Source organism: Cellulomonas composti, from assembly GCF_007990245.1.
Classification (GTDB): Bacteria; Actinomycetota; Actinomycetes; order Actinomycetales; family Cellulomonadaceae; genus Cellulomonas; species Cellulomonas composti.
Genome location: NZ_BJWG01000010.1, coordinates 124,330 through 151,259, shown reverse-complemented (window position 1 = coordinate 151,259; position 26,930 = coordinate 124,330). Strand labels below are relative to the sequence as shown.

27 protein-coding genes are annotated in these 26,930 nt (G+C 73.6%); 23 read left to right on the top strand and 4 right to left on the bottom strand.

Going from position 1 to position 26,930, the window contains the following annotated elements:
- Positions 1-116 precede the first annotated feature (116 nt).
- The 5 genes from typA to CCO02nite_RS11770 all read left to right on the top strand — a co-directional run bounded on the left by typA (position 117) and on the right by CCO02nite_RS11770 (position 7,134).
- Entirely contained in the window at positions 117-2,054 is a 1,938-nt protein-coding gene (gene typA / locus CCO02nite_RS11790) for a translational GTPase TypA (protein WP_146843335.1), read from the top strand.
- A gap of 1 nt (position 2,055) precedes the next feature.
- Positions 2,056-3,003 (top strand): PIG-L family deacetylase, encoded by a 948-nt coding sequence (locus CCO02nite_RS11785; protein ID WP_146843334.1) that lies wholly within the window; start codon positions 2,056-2,058, stop codon positions 3,001-3,003.
- A 9-nt stretch (positions 3,004-3,012) separates the two neighbouring features.
- Positions 3,013-3,516: a hypothetical protein gene (locus CCO02nite_RS11780; protein WP_146843333.1), complete on the top strand. Its 504-nt coding sequence runs from the start codon at positions 3,013-3,015 to the stop codon at positions 3,514-3,516.
- Positions 3,513-4,001 (top strand): flavin reductase family protein, encoded by a 489-nt coding sequence (locus tag CCO02nite_RS11775; RefSeq protein ID WP_246117514.1) that lies wholly within the window; start codon positions 3,513-3,515, stop codon positions 3,999-4,001. The genes CCO02nite_RS11780 and CCO02nite_RS11775 overlap by 4 nt, the downstream gene beginning before the upstream one ends.
- A gap of 145 nt (positions 4,002-4,146) precedes the next feature.
- Positions 4,147-7,134 (top strand): VanW family protein, encoded by a 2,988-nt coding sequence (locus tag CCO02nite_RS11770; RefSeq protein WP_146843332.1) that lies wholly within the window; start codon positions 4,147-4,149, stop codon positions 7,132-7,134.
- Between the two features lie 31 nt (positions 7,135-7,165).
- Here CCO02nite_RS11770 and CCO02nite_RS11765 read toward each other — a convergent pair whose 3' ends face one another.
- A complete protein-coding gene (locus tag CCO02nite_RS11765; protein WP_146843331.1) occupies positions 7,166-7,414 on the bottom strand; it encodes a putative acetyltransferase in 249 nt (82 codons plus the stop codon).
- 80 nt (positions 7,415-7,494) lie between these two features.
- On the opposite strand from CCO02nite_RS11765, the gene fdxA reads away from it, so the two are divergent.
- The 3 genes from fdxA to CCO02nite_RS11750 all read left to right on the top strand — a co-directional run bounded on the left by fdxA (position 7,495) and on the right by CCO02nite_RS11750 (position 10,468).
- Entirely contained in the window at positions 7,495-7,821 is a 327-nt protein-coding gene (fdxA, locus tag CCO02nite_RS11760; RefSeq protein WP_146843330.1) for a ferredoxin, read from the top strand.
- 14 nt (positions 7,822-7,835) lie between these two features.
- Positions 7,836-8,975, top strand: coding sequence for a succinyldiaminopimelate transaminase (gene dapC / locus CCO02nite_RS11755; protein ID WP_146843329.1), 1,140 nt, complete (start codon positions 7,836-7,838; stop codon positions 8,973-8,975).
- Positions 8,976-9,169: 194 nt separating this feature from the next.
- Positions 9,170-10,468, top strand: coding sequence for a citrate synthase (locus tag CCO02nite_RS11750; RefSeq protein WP_146843328.1), 1,299 nt, complete (start codon positions 9,170-9,172; stop codon positions 10,466-10,468).
- 9 nt (positions 10,469-10,477) lie between these two features.
- Here the strand turns inward: CCO02nite_RS11750 and CCO02nite_RS11745 are convergent, their stop codons facing one another.
- Together CCO02nite_RS11745 and dapD are read right to left on the bottom strand one after the other, a co-directional pair.
- Positions 10,478-11,383, bottom strand: coding sequence for a hypothetical protein (locus CCO02nite_RS11745; protein ID WP_146843327.1), 906 nt, complete (start codon positions 11,381-11,383; stop codon positions 10,478-10,480).
- Between the two features lie 44 nt (positions 11,384-11,427).
- Positions 11,428-12,393 (bottom strand): 2,3,4,5-tetrahydropyridine-2,6-dicarboxylate N-succinyltransferase, encoded by a 966-nt coding sequence (gene dapD, locus CCO02nite_RS11740; protein ID WP_146843326.1) that lies wholly within the window; start codon positions 12,391-12,393, stop codon positions 11,428-11,430.
- Positions 12,394-12,627: 234 nt separating this feature from the next.
- Here dapD and CCO02nite_RS11735 point away from each other — a divergent pair, with 234 nt between their 5' ends.
- From CCO02nite_RS11735 to CCO02nite_RS11700, 8 genes are all read left to right on the top strand, one after another.
- A complete protein-coding gene (locus tag CCO02nite_RS11735; RefSeq protein ID WP_146843325.1) occupies positions 12,628-12,957 on the top strand; it encodes a hypothetical protein in 330 nt (109 codons plus the stop codon).
- A gap of 51 nt (positions 12,958-13,008) precedes the next feature.
- Positions 13,009-13,503 (top strand): hypothetical protein, encoded by a 495-nt coding sequence (locus CCO02nite_RS11730; RefSeq protein WP_146843324.1) that lies wholly within the window; start codon positions 13,009-13,011, stop codon positions 13,501-13,503.
- 100 nt (positions 13,504-13,603) lie between these two features.
- Positions 13,604-14,680: a succinyl-diaminopimelate desuccinylase gene (gene dapE / locus CCO02nite_RS11725; RefSeq protein ID WP_146843323.1), complete on the top strand. Its 1,077-nt coding sequence runs from the start codon at positions 13,604-13,606 to the stop codon at positions 14,678-14,680.
- Positions 14,681-14,735: 55 nt separating this feature from the next.
- A complete protein-coding gene (locus CCO02nite_RS11720) occupies positions 14,736-15,566 on the top strand; it encodes an LOG family protein (RefSeq protein ID WP_146843322.1) in 831 nt (276 codons plus the stop codon).
- A complete protein-coding gene (locus CCO02nite_RS11715) occupies positions 15,563-16,570 on the top strand; it encodes a dihydropteroate synthase (protein WP_222593197.1) in 1,008 nt (335 codons plus the stop codon). The genes CCO02nite_RS11720 and CCO02nite_RS11715 overlap by 4 nt, the downstream gene beginning before the upstream one ends.
- On the top strand, positions 16,567-17,874 hold the full coding sequence (locus CCO02nite_RS11710) for a hypothetical protein (protein WP_146843321.1): 1,308 nt from the start codon (positions 16,567-16,569) through the stop codon (positions 17,872-17,874). Before CCO02nite_RS11715 ends, CCO02nite_RS11710 begins: the two co-directional genes overlap by 4 nt.
- A gap of 137 nt (positions 17,875-18,011) precedes the next feature.
- Positions 18,012-18,179: a DUF3117 domain-containing protein gene (locus tag CCO02nite_RS11705; RefSeq protein ID WP_013884554.1), complete on the top strand. Its 168-nt coding sequence runs from the start codon at positions 18,012-18,014 to the stop codon at positions 18,177-18,179.
- 4 nt (positions 18,180-18,183) lie between these two features.
- A complete protein-coding gene (locus tag CCO02nite_RS11700; protein WP_146843320.1) occupies positions 18,184-19,845 on the top strand; it encodes a leucyl aminopeptidase family protein in 1,662 nt (553 codons plus the stop codon).
- Between the two features lie 91 nt (positions 19,846-19,936).
- On the opposite strand, the gene CCO02nite_RS11695 is transcribed toward CCO02nite_RS11700, so the two are convergent.
- Positions 19,937-20,584: an O-methyltransferase gene (locus tag CCO02nite_RS11695; protein WP_146843353.1), complete on the bottom strand. Its 648-nt coding sequence runs from the start codon at positions 20,582-20,584 to the stop codon at positions 19,937-19,939.
- A 132-nt stretch (positions 20,585-20,716) separates the two neighbouring features.
- Here CCO02nite_RS11695 and sigE point away from each other — a divergent pair, with 132 nt between their 5' ends.
- The 7 genes from sigE to CCO02nite_RS11660 all read left to right on the top strand — a co-directional run bounded on the left by sigE (position 20,717) and on the right by CCO02nite_RS11660 (position 26,924).
- Positions 20,717-21,403: an RNA polymerase sigma factor SigE gene (sigE, locus tag CCO02nite_RS11690; protein ID WP_146843319.1), complete on the top strand. Its 687-nt coding sequence runs from the start codon at positions 20,717-20,719 to the stop codon at positions 21,401-21,403.
- A complete protein-coding gene (locus tag CCO02nite_RS11685; RefSeq protein ID WP_146843318.1) occupies positions 21,400-22,350 on the top strand; it encodes an anti-sigma factor family protein in 951 nt (316 codons plus the stop codon). Before sigE ends, CCO02nite_RS11685 begins: the two co-directional genes overlap by 4 nt.
- Entirely contained in the window at positions 22,347-23,774 is a 1,428-nt protein-coding gene (locus tag CCO02nite_RS11680) for a S1C family serine protease (protein WP_246117512.1), read from the top strand. The genes CCO02nite_RS11685 and CCO02nite_RS11680 overlap by 4 nt, the downstream gene beginning before the upstream one ends.
- Positions 23,775-23,840: 66 nt before the next feature.
- On the top strand, positions 23,841-24,203 hold the full coding sequence (locus tag CCO02nite_RS11675) for a twin-arginine translocase TatA/TatE family subunit (RefSeq protein WP_146843317.1): 363 nt from the start codon (positions 23,841-23,843) through the stop codon (positions 24,201-24,203).
- A 91-nt stretch (positions 24,204-24,294) separates the two neighbouring features.
- Positions 24,295-25,326: a tryptophan--tRNA ligase gene (gene trpS / locus CCO02nite_RS11670; RefSeq protein WP_281284599.1), complete on the top strand. Its 1,032-nt coding sequence runs from the start codon at positions 24,295-24,297 to the stop codon at positions 25,324-25,326.
- Positions 25,323-25,883: a 2'-5' RNA ligase family protein gene (locus CCO02nite_RS11665; protein WP_146843316.1), complete on the top strand. Its 561-nt coding sequence runs from the start codon at positions 25,323-25,325 to the stop codon at positions 25,881-25,883. Before trpS ends, CCO02nite_RS11665 begins: the two co-directional genes overlap by 4 nt.
- Before the next feature lie 9 nt (positions 25,884-25,892).
- On the top strand, positions 25,893-26,924 hold the full coding sequence (locus CCO02nite_RS11660; RefSeq protein WP_146843315.1) for a YihY/virulence factor BrkB family protein: 1,032 nt from the start codon (positions 25,893-25,895) through the stop codon (positions 26,922-26,924).
- Positions 26,925-26,930 lie beyond the last annotated feature (6 nt).

Sequence of the window (26,930 nt, the reverse complement as noted above, 5' to 3'; positions counted from 1 at the left end):
GGGACCTCCCGGTCGCCCGCCGTTCGTGCGCAAAGGTCGAGCGGGTAGGATCGACCGGCGCCGCCCGCCTGTCCGGGTGCGCCCGTCACTTCCCCCGAACTCGAGAAGAGCTCCGCATGCCCACGCCCGCCCGCTCGTCTGCCACCGGCATCCGCGCCGATCTGCGCAATGTCGCGATCGTCGCGCACGTCGACCACGGCAAGACCACGCTCGTCGACGCGATGCTGTGGCAGTCGGGCGCCTTCGGCGAGCACGCGCACGTCGACGAGCGCGCGATGGACTCCGGCGACCTCGAGCGCGAGAAGGGCATCACGATCCTCGCGAAGAACACCGCGGTCCGGTACGCCGGCCCCGCGGCCGCCGCGGTGGGTCAGCCCGACGGCGTGACGATCAACGTCATCGACACCCCCGGCCACGCCGACTTCGGCGGCGAGGTCGAGCGCGGCCTGTCGATGGTCGACGGCGTCGTGCTGCTCGTCGACGCGTCCGAGGGCCCGCTTCCGCAGACGCGCTTCGTGCTGCGCAAGGCCCTCGAGGCGCAGCTGCCTGTCATCCTCGTCGTGAACAAGGTGGACCGCCCGGACGCGCGGATCGACGAGGTCGTGCACGAGGCGACCGATCTGCTGCTCGGCCTGGCGTCCGACCTGCACGACGACGTGCCGGACCTGGACCTCGACTCGATCCTCGACGTGCCCGTCGTGTACGCGGCGGCGAAGGCCGGCCGCGCGTCGCTGACGCAGCCCGCCGACGGTGCGCTGCCGGACAGCGAGAACCTCGAGCCGCTGTTCGCCACGATCCTCGAGAAGATCCCCGCGCCGACGTTCGAGGAGGGTGCGCCGCTGCAGGCGCACGTCACCAACCTCGACGCGTCGCCGTTCCTCGGCCGCCTCGCGCTGCTGCGCATCTTCAACGGGACGCTGCGCAAGGGGCAGACCGTCGCGTGGGCCCGCCACGACGGCAGCCTGCAGAACGTGCGCGTCACCGAGCTGCTGGAGACCAAGGCGCTCGAGCGGGTCCCGACGGAGTCGGCCGCGCCCGGAGACATCGTCGCGGTCGCCGGCATCGAGGACATCACGATCGGCGAGACGCTGACGGACCCCGACGACCCGCGGCCGCTGCCGCTCATCACGGTCGACGACCCGGCGATCTCGATGACGATCGGCATCAACACCAGCCCGCTCGCGGGCAAGGGCGGCAAGGGGCACAAGGTCACGGCCCGGCAGGTCAAGGACCGGCTCGACCGCGAGCTCGTCGGGAACGTGTCGTTGCGCGTGGTCCCGACCGAGCGACCCGACGCGTGGGAGGTGCAGGGGCGCGGCGAGCTCGCGCTCGCGATCCTCGTCGAGCAGATGCGCCGCGAGGGCTTCGAACTGACCGTCGGCAAGCCGCAGGTCGTGACGAGGCGGGTCGACGGCCACGTGCACGAGCCGATGGAGCGCATGACGATCGACGTGCCGGAGGAGTACCTCGGCGCGGTCACGCAGCTCCTCGCGCAGCGCAAGGGCCGCATGGAGACGATGTCGAACCACGGCACGGGCTGGGTCCGCATGGAGTTCCTGGTGCCGGCGCGCGGCCTGATCGGCTTCCGCACGCGCTTCCTCACGGACACGCGCGGCACGGGCATCGCGTCGTCGATCGCCGAGGGCTACGAGCCGTGGGCGGGCACCATCGAGACGCGCCTGAACGGCTCGCTCGTCGCGGACCGGCCGGGCGTCGTGACCCCCTTCGCGATGATCAACCTGCAGGAGCGGGGGACGTTCTTCGTCGACCCGACGCAGGAGGTCTACGAGGGCATGATCGTCGGCGAGAACGCCCGCCAGGACGACATGGACGTGAACATCACCAAGGAGAAGAAGCTCACCAACATGCGCTCCTCCACGGCGGACAACTTCGAGAACCTCGTGCCGCCGCGCAAGCTCACGCTCGAGGAGTCGCTCGAGTTCGCGCGCGAGGACGAGTGCGTCGAGGTCACCCCGGAGATCGTGCGCATCCGCAAGGTGGTGCTCGACCAGACCGAGCGCGCGCGCATCTGGGCGCGCACCAAGAAGGCCTGACGTGACGTCGTCGGCGACGGGTGGGCTGCTGGCCGTCCACGCGCACCCCGACGACGAGACGCTCGCCACCGGTGCGCTGCTCGCCACGTGGGCGGCAGCCGGGCTGCCGGTCACGCTCGTCACGTGCACGCGTGGCGAGTGTGGTGAGGTGCTGGGCGAGCACGGCGCGCGCCTGCAGGGCGACGGCCCCGCGCTCGCCGCGCACCGAGAAGCCGAGCTCGCCGCCGCGTCGCGCGCGCTCGGGGTCGTCGACCACGCGTTCCTCGACACGCTGCCGGACGAGACCGGGTCGCCGGCGCCGCACCGTTACGAGGACTCCGGCATGGCGTGGGACACGACGGGCCGCGTCGCGGTCGCGGGGCACAGCCGGTCGGGTGCGTTCACGCGCGTCGAGCCCGACGAGGCTGCGGGGCGGCTCGCGGCGCTCGTCGTGGACCGTCGGCCCGCGCTCGTCGTGACGTACGAGCCGCACGGTGGCTACGGCCACCCGGACCACGTGCGCGCGCACGAGGTCACGGTGCGTGCGCTCGAGCTGGCCGCGGAGCGCGGCGTGCGCCCGGCCTTCGTCTGGGCGGCGCAGTCCCGGGCTGCGGCGACCGCCGCGCGCCGCGCGCTCGTCAGGCTCGCGACCACCGACCTGTTCGCGCCGGTCGACGACGGCGGGTTCGCCTCGGTCGTCGTGGACGACCACGAGGTCGACCTCGAGGTCGACGTCTCACCCGTGCGTGAGCGCGTCCTGGCGGCGCTGCGGGCTCACGCCACGCAGGTCCAGGGCGTGCTCGGGCTCGACGACGAGCCGACCCTGCAGGGCCGCTACGCGCTCAGTCTCGGGATGCTCGAGCCGCTCCTGCCGCAGGAGCAGTACCGGTACGCACCGGGCTCGCCGCGCCTGACCGGGGCGCTGTTGCCCGTCGGGCTGCGCGAGGTCGAGCACGAGGTCGAGGGGTAACGTGACGCCGTGCACTCGCTGACGCCCCGCGCCCTGGGCCGGGCCGTGGTCGCCTTCGTCATCGGCGTCGCCGTGGGTGTCGTCGGGACGATCGCGCACCGCGCGACGCCCCCGTGGGGGCTGCTGCTCGCTCTGTCGCTCGTGCTCGCCACGCTCGTCGCGCTGCGCGCCTGGGGCGGCTGGCTCAACCTCGTCGGCGCCGGCGGTGGGCTGTTCCTGTCGGTGCAGGCGCTCGCGCAGCAGGGGCCCGGCGGGGACGTGCTCGTGCCGTCCGGCGCGGTCGGGTGGCTGTGGCTCGGCTGGACGTGGGTGTTCGGGTCGCTCGCGATGGTCGGCGTCGCAGCGGTGCTGCCGCGGCGCTGGTTCAGCGACGAGCCGCGGCCCGTCCGACAGCGTTCGTCGGCTCCGGTCGCCGCGCCCGGACCGGTCGGGACGGCGACGGTCCCCGCGCCCGCCGCAGCTTCCAGCACAGCTTCCAGTACGGCGTCCAGCACAGCGCCCGACGAGCCGTGAGCGAGGACCCGCAGCGCTTCCGTGCCGCCGCCGCGGCGCTGCCCGGGGGCGTCGCCGTCGTGACGTTGTCCTGGCGCGGCACGATGCACGCGATGACGGTGAGCTCGGTCGCGTCGGTCTCGCTCGACCCGCCGCTCGTGCTGTTCTGCGTGCACGAGGACGCGCGTGTGCGCGAGGCGCTCGACGACGTCGATGCGTGGAGCCTGTCCGTGCTCTCGGCCGATCAGGCGTCCGTCGCGGACTGGCTGTCCTCCCCGGGACGGCCCGCGGTGGACCAGCTGAACAGGGTCCCGCACCATGGTGCGCCGCAGTCGGGAACGCCCTGGGTGGACGGTGCCGCGGCGTGGTTCGACTGCAGGACCGAGGCCGTGCACCGGGCCGGGGACCACGACGTCGTCGTCGGCCGCGTGCTCGTCGCGCGTCGCGGAGCCGCAGGTGCGGGCGGTCTCGTGCACCTCGACGGGCGACTGCGCGCCGTACGCTGACGCAGGTCGTGCGCGCGCGGTGTGCGTCGTGTGCCCGGTCGCGGGAGATTCGCAACGCGCCCCGCGCGTACGCCGCAGAACGGTCGGATCCGACAGAGTCGCGACGTAGACTCGCGGGCGCACGAGCGACGACGAGGGATTCCGGATGACCGACCGCACCGACGACACCGCGACGAACCCCGAGGGCGCCGACACGTCCTCGGACGACGTCGTCTGGCCCGTATGGGGCGGTTCGACGACGCCTCCCGCGCCCACCGACGAGCCCGACGAGCCGGCGGCTCCCGAGGCGTCCGACGACGCGGAGCCGGTCGACGAGGCGGAGTCCGACGACGAGGCAGAGCCGGTCGACGACGCCGGCCCCGACGCCGAAGCGGGGTCCGACGACGAGCCCGAGCCGGTCGACGAGGCTGACGCTGGCGACGAGGCAGAGCACTCCGACGAGGCAGAGCACTCCGACGCGGCAGAGCCCGAGGGCGAGGCTGGGTCTGACGACGAGCCCGAGCCGGTTGACGCGGCCGAGTCCGACGAGCAGACCGAGCCTGACGACGAGGCCGAGCCGGTCGATGCAGCGGAAGCTGACGACGCCACGGAGCCGGTCGACGCGGCCAAGTCCGACGACGCGGCGGAGTCCGGCGACGACGCTGAGCCTGTCGATGAGGTGGAGTCCGGCGACGACGCTGAGCCTGTCGATGAGGTGGAGTCTGACGACGACGCCGAGCCGGTCGATGAGGCGGAGTCTGACGACGACGCTGAGCCTGACGACGCTGAGCCTGTCGATGAGGCGGAGTCTGACGACGACGCTGAGCCTGTCGATGAGGCGGGGTCTGACGACGACGCTGAGCCGGTCGACGACGGGGAGTCCGTTGTCGAGGTCACGCCGGACGACGTCGCGCCTGCCGACGAGGCCGAGTCTGCCGACGAGGCCGAGCCCGCCGACGAGGCCGAGCCTGCCGATGAGTCGGAACCTGTCGACGAGGGCGAGCAGGTGGGCGGCGCGCCCCAGGCTGTCGTGGAGCAGACGGCGCGGGCCTACACGCCGCGGGTCGACGACCCGATCGAGCTGCTCGCACAGGCGGCGGTCGCGGCGTCGCTCCCGCGCAACGCGCGGACCGCGGTGCTCCCGGCCGGCGCGCCCGGCGCGGCGACGGGAGCGGCGTCGAGCGAGTCCGCCTCGGTCGCGAAGTCCGCCGTCGACACGACCCCGACCGAGAAGATCGCGCCGCAGCCTGCGACGCAGGCCGTGCCGACGCAGGCCGTGCCGACGCAGGCCGTACCGACGCAGGCCGTACCGACGCAGGCCGTGCCGACGAGGGCCGTGCCTGCTCAGGCGGCGCCGAGGCAGGAGTCGTCGACGGCCGGGGCGCCGTCCGGCAAGCCGTACGTCACCGGCGGTCCGATCCCGCCCGCACCGCGAGAGGCGTCGGTGCTCGACGACTTCGAGCCGGAGAAGCGGGTCCGGTGGGGGCGCCGCGCGCTGATCGGTGTGGGCGTGCTCGTCGTGCTCGTCGGCGCGTACGTCGCGGCGAGCTACGCGACCTCCGACCGGGTGCCGCGTGGCACGACGGTCGCGGGGGTCGACATCGGCGGACTGAGCGGCGACGAGGCCGTCGCGCGGCTGCAGGACGAGCTCGCGAAGACGACGAGCGACCCGATCCAGGTCGTCGCGCAGGACGTCAAGGCCAGCATCGACCCGGCGGACGCCGGGCTGAGCTTCGACGCCCGGGCGACGGTCGACCAGATCGTCGGCGTCGACCTGATGGACCCGGCCCTGCTGTGGCGTCAGGTCGCCGGTCTGGGCGAGCAGGACCCGGTGACCGAGGTGGACGCCACCGCGCTGGACACCGCCGTGAGCGGACTGGCCGAGTCGCTGGTGCAGGACCCGGTCGACGGCACCGTGCTGTTCGTCGACGGGACGGCCCAGGCGACGGATGCGGTCGACGGCTGGGCGCTCGACGCATCGGGTGCCCAGGACGCGTTGCGCACGCAGTGGCTCGTCGCGGCGCGCCCGCTGGAGCTGCCGACCGTCGTCGTCGAGCCCGAGATCACGCAGGACGAGACGCAGGCGGCGCTCGCCGACGTCGCAGAGCCGCTGGTCAAGGCGCCGGTCTCGGTCGAGGTCGAGGGTCGGCTCGCGGTGCTGCAGCCCGAGGCGGTCGGCGCGGCCACGTCGATGGTCGCGAAGGACGGCGAGCTCGAGCTGCAGATCGACGGCGAGGCGTTGACGGCGCAGGTCATCGCCCAGCTGCCGGACCTGTTGACTGCGGCGCAGGACGCGAGCTTCGAGTTCAAGAACGGCGCGCCCGTCCTGGTCCCGGGTGTGCCGGGCACGACGATCGCGCCCGACGACCTCGCGGCGGCGATCGAGCAGGCCAGCACGGCCGGCGAGCGCACCGCGGAGGTGGCGCTCTCGGAGACCGACCCGAAGGAGTCGACCGAGGCGCTCGAGAAGCTCGGCATCAAGGAGATCGTCTCGGAGTTCTCCACGCCGCTGACGAGCGAGCCGCGACGCACGGGCAACATCGCGCAGGGCCTGGCGAACATCACGGGCGTGCTCGTGCGGCCCGGGGAGTCGTTCAGCCTGACCGACGCTCTGGGCCCGATCGACGCCGCGCACGGCTTCGTCCAGGCCGGGGCGATCGTCAACGGTGAGCACACCGACGCCTGGGGCGGCGGACTTTCGCAGGTCTCGACGACGACGTTCAACGCGGCGTACTTCGCGGGGATGGAGGACGTCGACCATACGCCCCACTCCGAGTGGTTCCAGCGTTATCCCGAGGGCCGCGAGGCGACGATCTTCACGGGCAGCATCGACATGGTGTGGAAGAACACCACCCCCTACGGAGCCCTCGTGCAGGGTTGGGTCGCGGACGGCCGCGCCTATGTGCGGATCTGGGGCACCAAGTACTGGACGGTCGAGTCGTCGACGAGCGGACGCTCGGGCGTGGTCCAGCCGACGACGGTCTACTCGCAGTCGTCGACCTGCACGGCGCAGTCCGCCGGCAACCCTGGCTTCACGGTCACGGTCACCCGCAAGCTGTACCTCGGCGACGAGCTCAAGGACACGAGCTCGCGCACGACGAAGTACCGCGCGCAGAACGCGATCGTCTGCGGCGAACCGCCCACCGAGGACTGATTCCTCAGCCGTAGCGGTCAGCCGTCGTTGGTCAGCCGCGGTGCACGCGTCGCCGCGGGGGCGGCGGGATCGGCTTCCAGAGCACGATCGCGGCGCCTGGCACCTGGACGGTCCCGCGCGTGGTCTCGAGAACGACGACCTCGTCGGACACGCGCACGACGACCCCGAGGACGTCGGTGAGGCGCGGGCCGTCGGGCGCCGGCTCGGCCAGTCGATGTCGCACGACGACGCGCACGCCGGCCGGCATCGCGCGCCAGTCCGTGCGTGAGTCGGACGTCACTGTCGACCCCGTGGACACGTCGTCGCACCCTCGCACATGTGAGGAATACTAGGGACGACCCGTCAAGTGGAGGACCGACCGTGACGTATGTGATCGCCGAGCCCTGTGTGGACGTCAAGGACAAGGCGTGCATCGAGGAGTGTCCCGTGGACTGCATCTACGAGGGCAAGCGGTCGCTGTACATCCACCCCGACGAGTGCGTGGACTGCGGCGCCTGTGAACCGGTGTGCCCGGTCGAGGCGATCTACTACGAGGACGACGTCCCGGACCAGTGGAGCGAGTACTACAAGGCGAACGTCGAGTTCTTCGACGACCTCGGTTCGCCGGGCGGTGCCGCGAAGATGGGTGAGATCGACAAGGACCACCCGATCATCGCGTCGCTGCCGCTGCGCGTCCACGGCGACTGAGGGCACGACGCCGGATGGGCCTGCTCACCGGTGCGCTCCCGGACTTCCCCTGGGACACGCTCACGCCGTTCGCGCGCCAGGCGCGCGAGCATCCGGGCGGGATCGTCGACCTGTCGGTCGGCACGCCCGTGGACCCGACGCCCGCGGTGGTGCGTGACGCGCTCGCCGCGGCGAGCGACAGCCACGGCTACCCGCTGACGGCGGGGACGCCCGAACTGCGCGCGGCCGTGGTGCGGTGGTTCGCGCGGCGCCGCGGCGTTCCCGGGCTGGACCCGGCCGGCGTGCTCCCCGTGATCGGCTCCAAGGAGCTCGTCGCGCTGCTGCCGTCGCTGCTGGGCCTCGGCGCGGGGGACGTCGTGCTGCACCCCGCGGCGGCGTACCCGACGTACGACGTGGGCGCCCGCCTCGCGGGGGCCACGCCGGTCGGGGTCGACGACCCGGCGGCCCGGCTCGCTGCGTCCGACGACGTGCGGCTCGTCTGGCTGAACTCGCCCGGCAACCCCGACGGCTCGGTGCTCGGCGTCGAGGAGCTCCGGGAGGTCGTCGGTGCCGCGCGTGCGGCGGCGGCGCGCACGGGCCGGCCGGTCGTCGTCGCGTCCGACGAGTGCTACGCGGAGCTGGCGTGGGACGAGCCCTGGGCGAGCGAGGGCGTGCCGAGCGTGCTCGATCCGCGCGTCACGGGCGGTGATCTGACAGGACTGCTGGCGGTGTACTCGCTGTCGAAGCAGTCCAACCTCGCCGGGTACCGCGCGGCGTTCGTCGCGGGGGACACCGAGCTCGTCGGGCGGCTCCTCGAAGCACGCAAGCACCTCGGGATGATCGTGCCGGGCCCCGTCCAGTCGGCGACCACGGTCGCGCTCGACGACGACGAGCACGTGCGTGACCAGCGCGAACGCTACCGCCGGCGCCGGGCGCTGCTGCGGGGCGCGTTCGAGGACGCCGGGTACGTCGTGGACCGCTCGCACGCCGGCCTGTACCTGTGGGTCCGGCCCGAGGGCGGGCAGGGACCGTGGGAGACCGTGCGGGACCTGGCCGGGCTCGGCATCCTCGTCGCGCCCGGGACGTTCTACGGGGACCAGGCGCACGTGCGGGTCGCGCTCACGGCGTCCGACGAGGCGGTCGCGGAGGCGGCGGCGCGGCTGCGCGGCGCCTGACACGGCCCTCGTCGCGGGCGATGTGACCGGTATCACAGGCCGTCCCCGTGGGCCTGCGGCGATTCGTCAGGGGACGCTACGCGCAGGTACCGTCGAGCCCTGGCCAACGGAGGCCAGCCAGGGCCGCTCCGGCCGACGTCGGCGACGACACCCCGCGTTACCCCGCTCGATGTCCGGTCGCAGGAAGGAACTCCATGTCCGACTCCGTCACCGCTCCGGTCCAGCTCATCGTGGACGGCCAGGTCAAGGATCTGCCGGTCGTCACGGCCACCGAGGGCAACGACGGCGTCGTCGTGTCCACCCTGCTGCGCGACACCGGTCTCGTGACGGTCGACCCGGGGTTCATGAACACCGCGTCCTGCGAGTCCAAGATCACGTACATCGACGGCGACGAGGGCATCCTGCGGTACCGCGGCTACCCGATCGACCAGCTCGCGTCGCAGTCGTCGTTCCTCGAGGTCGCCTACCTGCTCATCCACGGCGAGCTGCCCAGCCCGACCGAGCTCGAGGCGTTCGAGGAGCGGGTCAACCGGCACACCCTCGTGCACGAGGACTTCCGCACGTTCATGGGGACCTTCCCGCGCGGCGCGCACCCGATGGCCGTGATGTCGTCGGCCATCAACGCGCTCTCGACGTTCTACCCGGAGTCGCTCGACCCGTTCGACCCGGAGACCGTCGAGCTCGCGACCGTGCTCATCCTGGCCAAGACGCGCACCATCACGTCCTACGTGCACCGCACCTCGAAGGGCGAGCCACTGCTCTACCCCGACTACAGCCGCGGCTACGTCGAGGACTTCCTGCGCATGACGTTCGCGCAGCCGTACCAGCAGTACACGCCGGACCCGGTCGTCGTCGAGGCGCTCGACAAGCTCCTCATCCTGCACGCCGACCACGAGCAGAACTGCTCGACCTCGACCGTGCGGATCGTCGGCTCGAGCCACGCGAACATCTACGCGTCGGTGGCGGCCGGCATCAACGCGCTGTCCGGCCCGCTGCACGGCGGGGCCAACGAGGCAGTGCTCTCGATGCTCGCCGAGATCCAGGGCAACGGCGGCGACGCCACCGACTTCATGACGCGCGTGAAGAACAAGGAGCAGGGCGTCCGGCTCATGGGCTTCGGGCACCGGGTCTACAAGAACTACGACCCGCGCGCGGCGATCGTCAAGCAGAGCGCGCACGCCGTCCTCGAGGCGCTGGGTGCAGCCGACGAACTGCTCGACATCGCCATGGCGCTCGAGGAGATCGCGCTGTCCGACGACTACTTCATCTCGCGCAAGCTCTACCCGAACGTCGACTTCTACACGGGTCTGATCTACAAGGCCATGGGCTTCGCGCCGTCGATGTTCACGCCGCTTTTCGCGCTCGGCCGCATGCCCGGCTGGATCGCGCAGTGGCGCGAGATGATCCTCGACCCGTCCACGAAGATCGGCCGGCCGCGCCAGGTCTACACCGGCGCCACCGAACGCGACTACGTCCCGGCGGACCAGCGCTGAGACCGAGGCTCAGACCTGGATGTCGACCAGTCCGGGGTCCAGGGCGGGGCCGGTCGACCACTCGCCCGTGTCCCGGTCCCACCAGGTGTCACCGACCTGGACCCGTGTGATGCCCTGCTCGTAGGCCACCGCCACGGCCCACGCGGCGACGGCGAGCGCCTGGCGCTGCGGGTCCGGCCCCAGGTCCTCGGCGTGCACGGTGACACCGGAGGGTGTGTCGTCCCCGCCCTGGTACTGCTCGACGCGCACGTCGCCGAGGTCCCGCGCGACCCGCTCGGCGAGCCCGACCGGCGAGCCCACCGGAGCGCCGTCGTGACCCCGCTCCGGCAGCGTGCAGGTGAGCGCGCCGGGGGAGTGGCCGGTGAGAGCCGAGGCCCACGCCCGGGCCGACCCCTCGTGCTGCGCGTACGCGTCCGGGAAGCCGGAGCGCTGCACCGCCTGCGCGGCCTCGGTGATCGGCATGTCCTGGTACCCGTCGACCTTGACGAGGGCGTCGAAGAAGGCGCCCGTCGAGAAGACGGGGTCCATGATCTGCTCGACGGTGCCCCACCCCTGCGAGGGCCGCTGCTGGAAGAGACCGATCGAGTCGCGGTCGCCGTAGTCGATGTTCTCGAGCCGGGACTCCTGCAGTGCGGTCGCGATCGCGATGGTGACCGCGCGAGCCGGCAGGTCGCGTCGTGCGGCGGTCCCGGCGAACAGTGCGGCGTGCTGCGCCTGGTCGGGCGACATCGGCCAGCTTGAGCCGTCGACGGTCGCCGTGCAGCGCGCCGCGACGGGTTGCTCCGGGGTCAGCCGGTCCAGCGCGACCACGACGGCGACGACCGCGACCGCGAGCGCGCCGACGACCGCGACGACCGTGACAGCGGCGCGCGCGGCTCGGCGGCGGCGTGCTCGGCGGGGCGGTCGCGAGGGCATGGTCAGGTGATCGGCACGCGGTGCCCGCGACGAGAGCCCACCGTTCAGTTGGCGTGCAGCGTCGCGTTGAGGTGGACGCCGGCACCGCTGCGTGCGACCGCCTCGACGCCGCCGGTCAGCGAGTTCCGCCGGAACAGGACGCCGTCGGCACCTGCGAGCTCGCGCGCCTTCACGACCCGCGGCGCACCCTCGTCGGACCCGGGCTCGTCCCCGAACCCGACGAGCGTGACCTTGGTGCCCGCCGTGACGTAGAGGCCGGCCTCGACGACGCAGTCGTCGCCGAGCGGGATGCCGAGGCCGGCGTTGGCGCCGAGCAGCGTGCGGCGCCCGATCGAGACGACCTCGCGCCCCCCGCCCGACAGCGTGCCCATGATCGACGCGCCGCCGCCGATGTCGGAGCCGTCCCCGACGACCACGCCCGCCGAGACGCGACCTTCGACCATCGAGGTGCCGAGCGTCCCGGCGTTGAAGTTCACGAAGCCCTCGTGCATCACGGTCGTCCCGGCGGCGAGGTGCGCGCCGAGCCGCACGCGGTCGGCGTCGGCGATGCGCACCCCCGGCGGCAGGACGTAGTCGACCATCCGCGGGAACTTGTCGACGCCGTAGACGGTCGGTGCGGTGCGGTTCGCGGCGCGCAGGCGGGCCCGCGTCTCCTCGAAGCCGTCGGCCGAGCACGGACCGCGGTCGGTCCACACGACGTTCGGCAGCGCCGCGAAGATCCCGTCGAGGTTGAGGCCGTGCGGTGCGACGAGGCGGTGCGAGAGCAGGTGCAGGCGCAGGTACGCGTCGGGCGTGTCCGTCGGCGGGGCGTCGAGGTCGATCACCGTCCGCACCACGTGCACGCGAACGCGGCGCGCGTCGTCGACGTGCTCGCCGGCGACGAGGTCCGCGGGTGCGTCCGCGGTCTCGTCGGGCGCACCGAGTGCGGGAGCGGGGTACCAGGTGTCCAGCGTGGTGCCGTCGAGGGTCGTGGTCGCGAGACCGAACCCCCAGGCGGGTCGAGAAGTCATGCCGACCACCCTACGTCGACCCCCGGCCGTACCGGCGAGTAGCCCATGCGACTGCCGTCCGACGGGGAGCGACCACCCGGGCGATCGTCCATATCAGCAGGTGAGAGGCCTCCTGCCCATACCTACTGACAGGTCAGTAAGTTCGTGGCGACCCGAACGACGGAGTCGGGGCAAGCACGTGCGCGCAGGGGGCGAGCGTGGCCGTCGGTGCGCCGAATGTTCGAGGAGGAACAGATGAGCTGGAAGAGACTCACGGCACGGACGGCAGCGATCGCCGCGGCAACGGCACTGATCGTGCCGCTCGCGGCAGGCGCCGCCTCGGCGAGTACGAAGTCCGGCAGCACCAGCTGCGCATCCCAGCCGAACAAGGCCGTCCTGACCTACGCCTACGCGTACGGCTCGCAGCGTCACGTCCAGGACGCGGTCGCGTTGCACCTCGACAGGACGTTCACGCCCTCCGACGCGAGGGTGCTCACCTATGCCTCGCTGAAGGGCACCTACTACGGGACCTGGAGCGTGACGGCCAACTCGCCGTCCGCGTGGGGAGCGACATGCAGCAACTAGCGCGCGCGAGCAGGTCGGACGGCGGTGGTCGCCGCCGGGATCGTCGCGGCGATGACCGCCATCGCGGGGTGTTCGGCCTACTCCCATGACGACGGCACGCCGACAGCGGGTGCGTACGCGACTGCGGGCGCGACAGGAACGCCCTCGCAGACGCTGCTGGCGTACCGGGAGGTCGCGCGGTGCATGCGGGACCGCGGATGGGATGTCACCGCCGAGAACGAGGACGGCGGTGACTCGCTCACCGCGCGCTACCCGATCGGCCAGGAGGGGCCCTACGAGGCGGACCGCTCGGCGTGCTTCGCCGAGGCCGACGTTCCGCAGGAGACGTTGATGACCGCGCAGGAGGCGGGGGAGTGGTTCGACAAGAACGTCGCGGCCGCGCAGTGCCTCGCGGAGCACGGGTACCCGGTGACGGACCCGCCGTCGAAGCAGGCGTACATCGACGCGGCCGTGAAGGGCACGTACATCTGGAGCGCGACGGAGGGTGTGGCGAAGGGCTCCGACCCGGCCACGTTCACGAAGGCCGGCGCGGACTGCCAGGTGTGAGGTGCGGACGGTGACGGAGACCCGAGCGCAGGCGACGACGGCGTCGACGGTCGGGCACAGCCACCCCCTGAACGGGCGGTGCGGTGGGTAGGGTCGGCTCGTGGCTGCCGAACTGGACCTGGACGCCGACCTGGTGACGCTGACGCGGGCGGTGTGCGACATCCCGTCCGTCAGCGGCGACGAGCGGGAGCTGGCCGACGCCGTCGAGTCCGCGCTCCGGCGGCAGCCGCACCTCGAGGTGCTGCGCGACGGCGACGCGGTCGTCGCGCGGACGAACCTCGGGCGCGAGTCGCGCGTCGTCGTCGCGGGCCACCTGGACACGGTGCCGATCGCGGACAACCTGCCCACGCGCCTCGTCGGCGACGAGCTCTGGGGGCGCGGGACGGTCGACATGCTCGGCGGCGTGGCCGTCGCGCTCGCGCTCGCGGCCCGGGTGCCGGCGCCGACGCGCGACGTGACGTGGGTCTTCTACGACCACGAGGAGGTCGAGGCCGAGCTCAACGGGCTCGGGCGGCTCGTGCGGCACCACCCGGACTGGCTGGCGTGCGACTTCGCGGTGCTCGGCGAGCCGTCGAACGGCGGGATCGAGGGCGGCTGCAACGGCACGCTGCGCGCGCAGGTGCGGCTGCACGGCGTCGCGGCGCACTCGGCGCGCGCGTGGACGGGCGTCAACGCGATCCACGCCGCGGGGGAGGTGCTGCGGCGGCTCGAGGCGTACGAGCCGCGGACCGTGGACGTCGACGGGCTCGCGTACCGGGAGAGCATGAACGCCGTGCTCGTCTCGGGCGGGACGGCCGCCAACGTGATCCCCGACGAGTGCGTCGTCACCGTGAACTACCGCTTCGCGCCCGCGCTCGACGTCGCGGGCGCCGAGGCGCACGTGCGCGAGCTGTTCGACGGCTTCGACGTCGTCGTGACCGATGCCGCGGCCGGTGCCCGGCCGGGCCTCGACCACCCGGCGGCCGCGCAGTTCGCGGCAGCGGTGCTGGCCGTCACGGGCGGCGTGCCCGCGCCCAAGTACGGCTGGACGGACGTGGCCCGCTTCTCGGCGCTCGGCGTTCCGGCCGTGAACTTCGGTCCGGGCGACCCCCTGCTGGCGCACAAGCGCGACGAGCGCTGCCCCGTCGACCAGATCCACGCGACCTACGCGGCCCTGCACGCCTGGCTGACGGCGTAGCGCGTCGCTGCGCGGCGGGCCGGACGTGTCGGCCGGGCGGCCTAGAGTCGGGGCCATGAGTGACGACGGTCAGCCCGAGCCGGGCCACGGATACCGCCAGGGGCCCGTGCTGCTGCGCGGGGGTCAGATCCCGACGAGCACGTCGGACCAACGGCTGCTGAACCGCACCGACGACACCGACTGGTTGCACGGCGACCCGTGGCGCGTCATGCGGATCCAGAGCGAGTTCGTCGAGGGCTTCGGCGCGCTGGCCGAGGTCGGGCCCGCCGTGAGCGTGTTCGGCTCGGCGCGCACGCGGGCCGGCTCACCCGAGTACGAGCTCGCGACCGACGTCGCCGCGCGCCTCGTCGAGGCCGGGTACGCGGTCATCACGGGCGGCGGGCCGGGGATCATGGAGGCCGCCAACAAGGGCGCCAAGACGGCCGGGGGCGTGTCCATCGGCCTGGGCATCGAGCTGCCGTTCGAGCACGGCATGAACGACTTCGTCGACCTGGGCGTGAACTTCCGCTACTTCTTCGCGCGCAAGACGATGTTCGTGAAGTACTCCGAGGGGTTCGTCGTGCTGCCGGGCGGGTTCGGCACGCTCGACGAGCTGTTCGAGGCGCTCACGCTCGTCCAGACGCAGAAGGTGGTCCAGTTCCCGATCGTGCTCGTCGGGCGGGCGCACTGGCGCGGGCTGCTCGACTGGCTGAACGCGACGCTGCTCGAGCAGGGCCTGATCTCGGGGTCGGACGTCGAGCTCGTCAAGCTCGTGGACACCGCCGAGGAGGCGGTCACCGAGGTGATCCGCCGCGGGGTGGAGCTGCGCGGTGTCGAGCTGGCCGCGGGCGACGAGCTGGCGCGCGCGGCGCAGGAGGCGGAGGCGTCCTCGGGCGGCGACCGGTGACGGTCCCGGCGGGCGTGGGCGGCGCGCTGCCCGGCGTGCCCGCGGCCGGAGCGGTGCTCCGGCTGCGCGGCCGCGACCTGGGGCCCGAGCATCCCGTCGTGATGGCGGTCGTCAACCGCACCCCCGACTCGTTCTACGCCCCGGCGCGCCACGACGATGCGGGTGCCGATGCCGCGGTCGCGCGCGCGCAGGAGGAGGGGGCCGACATCGTCGACCTCGGCGGCGTGCGCGCGGGCCGCGGTCCCCGCGTCGAGCCCGACGAGGAGATCGCGCGCGTCGTGCCGCTCGTCGAACGCGTCCGGCGCCGCCACCCCGACCTGCTGGTCAGCGTGGACACGTGGCGGGCGTCGGTCGCGCGCGCGGCCGCCGACGCGGGGGCCGACCTCGTCAACGACACATGGGCCGGCCACGACCCGGCGCTCGTCGAGGTCGCGGCCGAGCGGGGCCTCGGCATCGTCTGCTCACACACCGGCGGCGCCCGGCCGCGCACGGACCCGTTCCGCGTCGCCTACCCGCTGCCCGACGAGCGCGCGCGCGAGGCGCGCACCGAGTCGCGCCCGGAGTCGCGCAACGGGTCGGGCGCCGCGGCGTTCGACGACCCGCTGGACGGGGTGCTCGACGACGTGATCGCGACCGTCGGCGCGGCTGCGCGCCGGGCCGTGGCCCTCGGCATCGACCCGCGCAGCGTGCTCGTCGACCCGACGCACGACTTCGGCAAGACCACGTGGCACTCGCTGCACCTGGTGCGCCGCACGACCGCGCTGGTCGATCTCGGGTTCCCGGTGCTCATGGCGTTCTCGCGCAAGGACTTCGTCGGCGAGAGTCTCGACCTGCCCGCCGAGGAACGGCTCGAGGGCACGCTCGCTGCGACGGCGGTCGCGGCCTGGCTCGGCGCCCGGGTGTTCCGCGCGCACGACGTGCGCGCCACGCGACGCACGCTGGACATGGTCGCGACGATCCGCGGGGAGCGGCCACCGGCCCGGGTCGTGCGCGGGATCGCATGAGCACGGCAGCCCCCGACGAGACCGCGGCCGCGGCCGCGCCACCGGGCGACGCCGTGAGCCGGCCCGACGGACCGGCTCGCGTCGCACGAACGCCGTGGCCCTGGTGGGACGCGCGCGGGTGGCCGTGGTGGGTGCAGTCGCTCGCGGTGTTCGTCGCGGCGCGGGCGTTCGGCGCGGTGCTGCTGCTCGTCGCGGCGGCGGCGCAGGGCGCCAACCCGTGGGCACCCCCGCACCCGACGTACTGGCAGATCACGGGCCTGTTCTGGGACAGCGGCTGGTACCACCGGATCGCGACCGAGGGATATCCGACCGAGCTGCCGATCGGCCCGGACGGCGACGTGCAGCAGAACGCGTGGGCGTTCTTCCCGCTGTACCCGCTGCTGGTGCGGGGCGTCATGACGCTCACGACGCTGCCGTGGGAGGTGGCCGCTCCGCTGACGTCGCTCGTGCTCGCGGCGGCGGCGATGCCGGTGGTGCACCGGGCGGTGACGTTCGGCGCTCCGCGCGCGGTCGCGGCCCGGCCGGGCCTGCCGCTGGCCACGGTCGCGCTCGTGTGTGCGTTCCCGACGGCGGTGGTGCTGCAGGTCGCCTACACCGAGGCGCTCGCGCTGCTCCTGGTCGCGGCCGCGCTGCTCCTGCTGGTCCGGCGGCGCTACCTCGGGGCGAGCGCGGTCCTGATCGCGCTCGGGCTGACGCGTGCCGTGGCGCTGCCGATGCTCGTCGTCGTGCTCGTGCACGCGGCCTACCGCTGGCGCGAGGCGCGCCGCGACGGCACGGCCCTGCCACGGCGAGATCTCGTCGGGCTCGGCGTCCTGACGGCCGCCGCCGCGGCGTCCGGCGTGCTGTGGCCCGCGATCTGCGGGCTGGTCACGGGAGACCCGCAGGCGTACCTGCGCACGCAGGAGGCGTGGCGCGGGGTGCGCGAGGTCACGCCGTTCGGGTCGTGGGGGTACGTCTCCCGGTTCTGGTTCGGGGACACGGCACCCTGGGTGCTGCTGGCGTCGTTCGCGTTCGTCGTCGCGCTGCTCGTCGTCCCCGCGGCCTGGCGGCTGGGTCCGGAGCTGCACGCGTGGCCCGCCGCCTACCTGCTCTACCTCGCCGCCGCCGTCGAGCCGGGCAGCAGCCTCGCGCGGTTCCTGCTGCTGGCATTCCCGCTCGGTGCGGTCGCGGCCGGTGTCGTCACGCGACCCGCGGCCGCCCGGCGCGCGTGGTTCGGCGGCGTCCTGACGCTCATGCTGGTCCTGCAGGCCGTCTGGGTGTGGCAGATCTGGCGGCTACGACCGGGCAGCGGCTGGCCACCGTGACGAACCCGACAGGCTTGTCCGCCCTGTGAACTAGGATGGTCCCCGGACAGCCGGCCAACAGGACGCGCTGGTGGGCGCGCCGTAGGCGCCCCGCGGGCGGTCCGGTCGTACGCACGAGGCGAAGGAGAGGCCCACGCATGGCCGCGATGAAGCCGAGGACCGGTGACGGCCCCCTCGAGGTGACCAAGGAGGGCCGCGGGATCGTGATGCGCGTCCCGCTCGAGGGCGGTGGACGGCTGGTGGTCGAGCTCAACGCGACCGAGGCTGCCGAGCTCGGTGAGGCCCTCACCTCCGTCGCCGGCTAGCCGCATGGCACCCGCCGGTCGCCGCACGTCGTCGACCGCTCGAGGCTCCAGCCGCAGCGCCGCTCCGGCGGCGCCCGGGCGGAGCCTCGGCGTCATCGGCCGCACCCCGCCGTCCGTCACGCTGTCGGGCGGCGCGATCGCGTCGACCCCTCTCCTGCTGGAGAGCGACGTCGATGCGGTCGCCGTGCAGATCGCACCCCCCGTCGAGGGCGACGAGGGGCCGCAGCCGCGCCGCGGCGCCGCCTCGTTGGCCGCCCGGTACGGCATCGACCTCGCGGAGATCGCCGAGCGCGCCGGCCTGACCGGCGCGGCGGGCGAGGCGTACGTGCTGCAGCTCCCGTTCCCGGCGGGATCGCGCGTCACGCTCCCGTGGGCGGGCCTACCGCCGCGGGTCGTCCTGGTCGGCATCGGCACCGGGTCGCGGACCGACCTGCGCCGTGCCGGCGCCGCGCTCGCACGTGCGGTGCGCGGTCTCGGTCGCGTGGTGACGACGCTGGGCGACGACGCCGGCCAGAGCGCGTCGCAGTCCGCGCACGCGGCCCGCGCGGTCACCGAGGGCTACCTGCTCGCGGCCTGGACGTCGCCGACGGCGGCCGCTCGTCCGGCGGTGCGTCCGGCGCCGGATCTCGTGCTGCTCGGTCGTGACGGCACGCGCATCGGCGCTGCGGTCGCCGCGGGGTGCACCTCCGCCGCGGCGACGTGGCTGGTGCGTGACCTCGCGACCACCCCGTCGAACATCAAGGACCCCGCCTGGTTCGCCGACCAGGCGCGGCGCCTGGGCACCGACGCGGGGCTCGACGTGCAGGTGCTCGGTCCGCGTGAGCTCGCCGCGCAGGGGTTCGGCGGGATCCTCGCCGTCGGTGCGGGCTCCGCGTCGCCGCCGCAGCTCGTGACCGTGTCGTGGACGCCTCCGACCTTCGAACCGGGCACCGGTCGGCACGTCGTCGTCGTCGGGAAGGGCATCACGTACGACACGGGCGGGCTGTCCATCAAGCCGCGCGAGGCGATGGTGCCGATGAAGACGGACATGACCGGCGCCGCGGTCGCGCTCGCGACCGTGCTGGGTGCCGCCGAGGCCGGCGTGCTGCACCGCGTCACCGCGGTCATGCCGCTCGCCGAGAACCACTTCGGGGGATCGTCGTACCGGCCCGGGGACGTGCTGCGCATGTACGGCGGCACGACGGTCGAGATCGCCAACACCGACGCCGAGGGGCGGCTGGTGCTGGCCGATGCGCTGGCCTGGGCGGACGCGACGCTCGACCCCGACGTGCTGATCGACGTCGCGACGCTCACCGGTGCCGCGTCGGTGGGGCTCGGCAAGCAGCACGCCGCGCTCTACGGCACGGACGAGAAGGTCGTCGCCGCGCTCGCCGAGGCGGGCGAGGAGGCCGGCGAACCCGCCTGGCCGATGCCGCTGGTCGCGGAGTACGAGGACGCGGTGCACAGCGACGTCGCCGACCTGCGGCACGTCCCCGCGACGACGAAGATCGGCGGCGGGTCGATCACGGCCGCGCTGTTCCTGCGCCGGTTCGTCGGGGACCGCAGCTGGGCGCACCTCGACATCGCCGGGCCCGCGCGTTCGACCGCGGACCGGCACGAGGTCAACGAGGGCGCGACCGGGTTCGGTGCGCGTCTGCTGCTGCGCTACCTCACCGAGCTGCGCTGACGCGAGCGCGCTGACGCGAGCTGCGCTGACGCGAGCGCGCTGACGCGAACGCGCCGGCGTCGTGCGCGCCGGCCCCGTGCGGGCGGTGCGGTCAGCGACGGACCGCGACGAGCAGGCCGTCGCCGACCGGGAGCAGCGCGGGCAGGAGTCGCTCGTCGTCGCGCACGAGGCGACCGATCTCACGGACGGTCGTGGTGGCCTCGTCGCGTCGCGCCGGGTCCGACACCCGGTCGTGCCACAGCGCGTGGTCGACGGCGAGGACGCCGCCCGTGCGCAGCAGCCGCACCGCCTGCTCGACGTGTGCGACCGCGTCGGCGTGCGAGCCCTCGAGCGCGGGGCGACCGAGGAGCACGAGGTCGTAGGCGGCGTCGGTCAGGCGCGGCAGCACGTCGAGCGCCCGGCCGGAGATCGCGCGCGTGCGGGTCGCGCGGACGCCCGCCTCGGCGAACGCGTCCTTTGCGGCCCGCTGGTGCTCGACCTCGGGGTCGATTGTCGTCAGGACACCGGCCTCGGGCATGCCGCGCAGCAGGTACAGCGAGGCGACGCCGGTGCCGGTGCCGACCTCGACGGCTGTGCGGGCGTCGACCGCGGCGGCCAGCACCGCCAGCGTCGCGCCGGTGCCGGGCAGCACCGCATCGGTACCGAGCTGGGCGGCGCGTTCGCGGGCCCGCAGGAGGACGTCGTCCTCGACGACGAAGTCCTGGGCGTAGACCCAGCTGCTGGCCTTGTCGGCTGAGATGGCGGCCTCCCGAGGGGATCCTGCTGCCAGGGTGCCCCCGGCCGGTGCCGCCCGAGCGGCGGCTGTGGCCAGGCTAGCGCGCCCCGAGCGGAACTTCCGGGCGCCTCGCGGCGTTGCGCTGGTGACGCGGCGTTGCCGCGAGCCTGGGAGAATGGCCGCCAGCACTCGGAGACCGACCGGCGACCGACCGACGAACGAAGGAGCCTCGTGCCGAGCAGCACCCCGCCCACCGGATGGCAGCCGCCGTCCTGGGAGGAGATCGTGCGCCTGCACTCCGCGCGCGTCTACCGGCTCGCCTACCGACTCACGGGGAACCGGCACGACGCCGAGGACCTCACGCAGGAGACGTTCGTCCGTGTGTTCCGTTCGCTGCACACCTACCAGCCGGGCACGTTCGAGGGCTGGTTGCACCGCATCACGACGAACCTGTTCCTCGACCAGGTGCGTCGCCGGGCGCGCATCCGGATGGACGCGATGGGGGACAGCGCCGACCGCTTCGTCAGCGGCGACCAGCTCGCGGCCCCCGAGCGGGCGTTCGAGCACGGCAACCTCGACCGCGACATCCAGCACGCGCTCGACGACCTGCCGCCCGAGTACCGCGCGGCCGTCGTCCTGTGCGACATCGAGGGTCTGTCCTACGAGGAGATCGCGGTGACGCTGGGCATCAAGCTCGGCACCGTGCGCTCGCGCATCCACCGGGCCCGCGCCCGGCTGCGCGAGTCGCTCGAGCACCGTGCCCCGCAGCCGGTCCGCGTCCGGTCCGACGAGCGACCGGTCGACGGGGGATCGCTCGACGAGCTCACCCAGGTGGCGCCGTGAGCCACCTCGGGACCCGGATCAGCGCGCTCGTCGACGGCCAGCTCTCGGTCGCCGCGACCGAACGCGCTCTCGCGCACGTCGCCGCGTGCCCGCAGTGCGCCGACGAGCTCGCGGCGGCCCGCGAGGCGCACGCGCGGCTGTGGTCCTGTGCCGACGACGTGCCCACGCCCGCCGACCTGACGGCCCGGCTCCTGTCGCTCGCCTCGTCCGACGACGCCCCCGCACCGCCGCCGGTGCGCGACCCCTTCGCCGTCCCGCCGGGGGTGTCCCTGCCGTCGCACGGGTTGTCGCACGGCCTGCTGCACAGGGGCGGAGCGCTGCACGGCGACGTCGCGGCGCGGCGGGGACCGTCGCGCCTGCTCGTCGGCTCCGTCGCGGGTCTCGGCGCGCTCGCCGCGATGCTGTTCGTCCTCGGCGACCGGCCGGTCGTCGTGCCGTCCGGTCACTCCGCGGTCGATCTCGACCTGCTCGGGCGGTCGATCGCCGCGGGTGACGACGGGTCGGACGAGGTCGTCGTCGTGCACGACACCGCGGTCGACGAGCTGCGCGCACAGGGCTGGACGTTCCCCGACACGCTGCCCGACGGCTGGGCGGTCACCGGCACGCGATGGATCGGCACGGACGCGTCGGTGCTCGAGATCGACCTGACCGGGCCGGCGGGCAAGCTCGTCGTGACCGAGCAGATCGGCCGGCTCGACACCGCGGCCCTGGCCGGCGCCGAGACGTTCGAGCTCGACGGCCGCGAGGCGTACGTCCTGTCGTACGAGCCCTGGCACGTGGCGTGGCAGTGCGGCCAGACCGTCGTGCAGGTCGTGGCGCCGCGCGCCGACGAGACGACCGGCGCGGTCGTCGCCGCGTTCCCGCGGGGTGCGTACGACGACGGCGTGCCTGCGCGGCTGTCCCGCGGCTGGGCCACCGTCGCCGGTGCGCTGGACGTCCAGCCGTGACGACCCCGGACCCGCTCGACGAGCTGTTCGCGCCCCCGAACGGGAGGCGCCCGCTGCCGTCGACCCCGCCCACCCCGCCCACCCCGGCCACGTCGGGTCGGGCCGCCGAGTCGGACCCGCCGAGCCCGCCGGTCACGTCGGCACACCAGCCGGGCGGGCCGTACGGTGCGCCGTACGGTGCGGCGATGCCCGGTGCGGCGATGCCGTCGACCGTCGGCGGTCCCACGAACCTCCCGCCCGCCTTCCCGCCGGCTCCGCCCGTCGCGTTCCCGCCGTCCGACGCGCAGTGGGGGACGCCGTCCGCACCGCAGCCGCGCCGGCGCGAGCGGCGGCCGCGGCGCACGTTGTCGGTCGCGTGGGTCGTGCCGCTCATGATCGTCGCGCTGCTCGCGGGGCTGGTCGGAGGCGTGCTCGGCGCGCGGTTGACCGACGACACGCACCTCGCGGATGCCGGTCTGCCGGCGGTGGTGCCGCGCGCCTCGGCCGAGCCCGCCGCGGGTTCGACGGCCCAGATCGCGGCGGCCGTGCTGCCGAGCGTGGTCTCGATCGAGGCGTCGGGCAGCACGGGAACGACGACCGGCTCGGGCTTCGTGCTGCGGCAGGACGGCTACCTGCTGACGAACAGCCACGTGGTCGCGGGCGCCGACGAGACGGGCGGCACGCTCGTCGTGACGTTCGCCAACGGCGACCAGCTCGACGCGACGATCGTCGGACGCACCGCGGAGTACGACCTGGCGGTCGTCAAGGTCGACGCGGACGGGCTCACACCGCTCGTCCTGGCGGACTCGAGCGCGGTCGCGGTGGGCGACCCGGTGATCGCGATCGGTGCGCCGCTCGGCCTGGCCGGGACGGTCACGACCGGCATCGTCAGCGCGCTCAACCGCCCGGTGACGGCCGGCGACGAGACCGACACGGCGTTCATCAACGCGATCCAGACCGACGCGGCCATCAATCCCGGCAACTCCGGCGGGCCGCTCGTGGACGCGGACGGCGAGGTCGTCGGCATCAACTCGGCGATCGCGCAGCCGCCCGGCACGGGCACGACCGCGGGCGGCAGCATCGGGCTCGGCTTCGCGATCCCGTCGGACCAGGCGCGCCGCACCGCGACCCAGCTCATCGAGACGGGCGTCGCGACCTATCCGGTGATCGGCGTGCTGCTCGACGAGACCTACACGGGCGAGGGCGTGCTCGTCTCGCGCGAGGCCCAGGGCGACCAGCCCGCGGTCGTCGTGGACGGACCGGCGGACCGCGCGGGCATCCGCTCGGGCGACGTCATCCTCGCGATCGACGACCGCCCCGTGACCGAACCCGACGAGCTCATCGTCGCGATCCGTGCGCACGAGCCCGGCGACGTCGTCGTGCTGCGCGTGCGCACGGGCGACGACGAGCGCGACGTGCGGGTGCGGTTGCAGGAGTCGGGCTGACCCCGTCGTGACGTCCTGCGCACTCCCGGGCCCGGGAGTGCGAGCGGGCCGGGGTAGCCTGGTTCGGTGTTCGACATCAACGGCGCCGAGCTCGTGGTGATCCTGCTCGTCGCTGCCGTCGTGATCGGGCCCCACCGCCTTCCCGGGTACGCGGAACAGCTCGCGGATCTGGTGCGCCGCGGCCGCGCGTGGTTGAGCGAGACCCGGACCCGCATCGACGCGGAGTCAGGTGACCTCGGCGTCGACTGGGAGGCGCTCGACCCGCGCCGGTACGACCCGCGCCGCATCGTGCGCGAGGCCCTGCTCGAGCCCGACCAGCCTGTCGCGACGGCTACCGCCGCCGCGGGTGCGTGGCCCGGCAGCCGTGGCCGGACGACCGGCTCCGCGACGGTCGAAAGCCCCGCACCCTTCGACGACGAGGCGACCTGAGCGACTACGCTCGCGCCGGACCTGACCGCGCCGCTCCGTGGCGGCACCCTCGCACGCACAGACTCGCACGCACAGATCGGACCCCGAAGCCGTGTCAGCTCGCATCTTCTCGGGCATGCAGCCCACGTCGGACTCGCTCCAGCTCGGCAACTACCTCGGTGCGCTGACGCAGTGGGTCGCGCTGCAGGACGACAACGAGGCGATCTACTGCGTCGTCGACCTGCACGCGCTCACGGTCGCACCCGACCCGGCGGTGCTGCGCGAGCGCACCCGCCGGACCGCCGCGCAGTACCTCGCCGCGGGCGTCGACCCGGCGCGGTCGCTGCTGTTCGTGCAGTCGCACGTCCCCGAGCACGCCGAGCTGGCCTGGTTGCTCTCGTGCCACACCGGGTTCGGCGAGGCCGGCCGCATGACGCAGTTCAAGGACAAGTCGGCCAAGCAGGGTGCAGAGGGAACGACGGTCGGCCTGTTCACCTACCCGGTGCTGATGGCGGCGGACATCCTGCTCTACGACACGAACCTCGTGCCCGTCGGGGAGGACCAGCGCCAGCACCTCGAGCTGACGCGCGACCTCGCGGTGCGCCTGAACTCGCGGTTCGGCGCGGGCACGGTCGTCGTCCCCGAACCGCACATCGTGCGGTCGACCGCGAAGATCTACGACCTGCAGGACCCGACGTCGAAGATGAGCAAGTCCGCGACGTCGCCGAACGGGCTGATCGAGCTCCTCGACGACCCCAAGGTGATCGCGAAGCGGATCCGGTCCGCCGTGACCGACACCGAGCGGGAGATCCGGTTCGACGTGGCGGCCAAGCCCGGCATCTCGAACCTGCTGACGATCTTCTCGGCGCTCACCGACCGACCGGTCGCGTCGCTCGAGGCGGACTACGACGGCAAGGGCTACGGCGATCTCAAGAAGGACCTCGCAGACGTCGTCGTCGCGTGGGTCGAGCCGTTCCAGCAGCGCGTGTTCGGCTACCTCGACGACCCGGCCTCGCTCGACGACCTGCTCGCGGCGGGCGCCGAGAAGGCGCGCGACATCGCCGGCGGCACGCTCGACCGGCTCTACGAGCGCTCCGGGCTGTTGGCGCGACGGCCCCGCGTGACCGCGGTCGCGCCCGCATGAGGCTCCCCGAACGCGCGCCGGGTCAGCTGCTGATCGGCGTGGCGGTGACGATCCCCGAGCCGTTCGGCACGCAGCTCCAGGCGGCGCGGGCGCGGTTCGGCGACCGGTGGGCGGACTTCATCCCCCCGCACGTGACCCTGCTGGCGCCGACGGTGATCGAGCCCGGCCTCGTTCCACAGGTGCGCGCCCACCTCGACGCGGTGGCGACCCGGCACCGGCCGTTCACGCTGCGGTTGCGCGGCACGGGCACGTTCCGGCCGGTCTCGCAGGTCGCGTTCGTCCAGGTGGCCGACGGGATCGCGGCGTGCGAGCAGCTCGAGTCCGAGGTCCGCACGGGGCCGCTCGAGCAGAGCCTGCGGTTCCACTACCACCCGCACGTCACGGTCGCGCACGACCTCCCGGACGAGCGGCTCGACGAGGCGATGGACGAGCTCGGCGACTTCGACGCGTCGTTCGTCGTCGACCGCCTGCACTGCTACCGCTGCGGCGACGACGCCGTGTGGCGGCCCGAGCTCGAGCACCTGCTCACGGGTGCCGACGACGCTGCGGCCACCTAGGCCCGCTCGATGAGCGCCCCCGACGAGTCCACGCGCCCGCCCCGGGGAGCGGGCGCGGCGCACACCCACGCGGCCGCGCTCTCGCCGGATCCCGCCGGTGACGGTGTGGCCGGCCACGTCGATCCGGCCCCGCCCACGCTCGTCGGGCGCGGCATGGCGGCGTTCGACTGGTGGCAGCGGTCGCGTCCCGGGCGGGCCCTCGTCCGGTTCGGCGCGCGCGGCGGGCGGGTCCTCACCGGTGGCATCGCGTACGCGGCGCTGTTCTCCGTGTTCGCGGTGCTGACGATCGGCTGGTCCGTGTTCACGGCGATCGTCGGGAACAACGAGGAGCTCCTGAACAGGATGCTGCGTGCGATCGACTCCGTCCTGCCCGGCCTGGTGGACACGCCCGAGTCGGAAGGCCTCATCGACCCCTCGGATCTCCAGCTCACCGTGACGACGAGCGTCGCGGGCGTCGTCGCGGTCGGCGTCCTCGTGCTCTCGGCGCTCGCGGCCACGGCGGCACTGCGCACGGGTGTGCGGGCGATGTTCGGGCATGAGGCGGTCGGTCCCGAGGCGGCCGTGATGGGCAGGGTGCGGGCGCTCGGTGGGCTGATCGCCATCGCGCTCGCGGTCGTGCTGTCCGCGTTGCTCACCACCGCGTTCGGGACGGTCCTGCACTGGGTGCTCGACCTGCTGGGCTGGTCGGGTTCGGGCAACCTGCTGCTGCGTGCCGGTGGGCTCGCGGTGGCCTTCACGATCGACGCGGCGATGTTCGTGCTGATCGTCGTCGTGCTCGGGGGCGAGGACCCGCCGCGGCGTGACCTGCTGCTCGGGTCGGTGTTCGCCGCGACCGCGATGGGAGTGATCCGCTACCTGGGCACGTCCGTGGTGTCGGGTGCGATCGACCGCACCCCGGTGCTCGCGACCTTCGCGGTGGCGGTGACGTTGCTGCTGTGGGTCAACCTGATGGCGCGCATCGTCCTGCTGGTCGCCGCGTGGGTGGCCGACCCCCCGACGATGCCGCGTGGGCGAGGTGCCGAGGTGCCCACCCCGACCTAGTGTCGG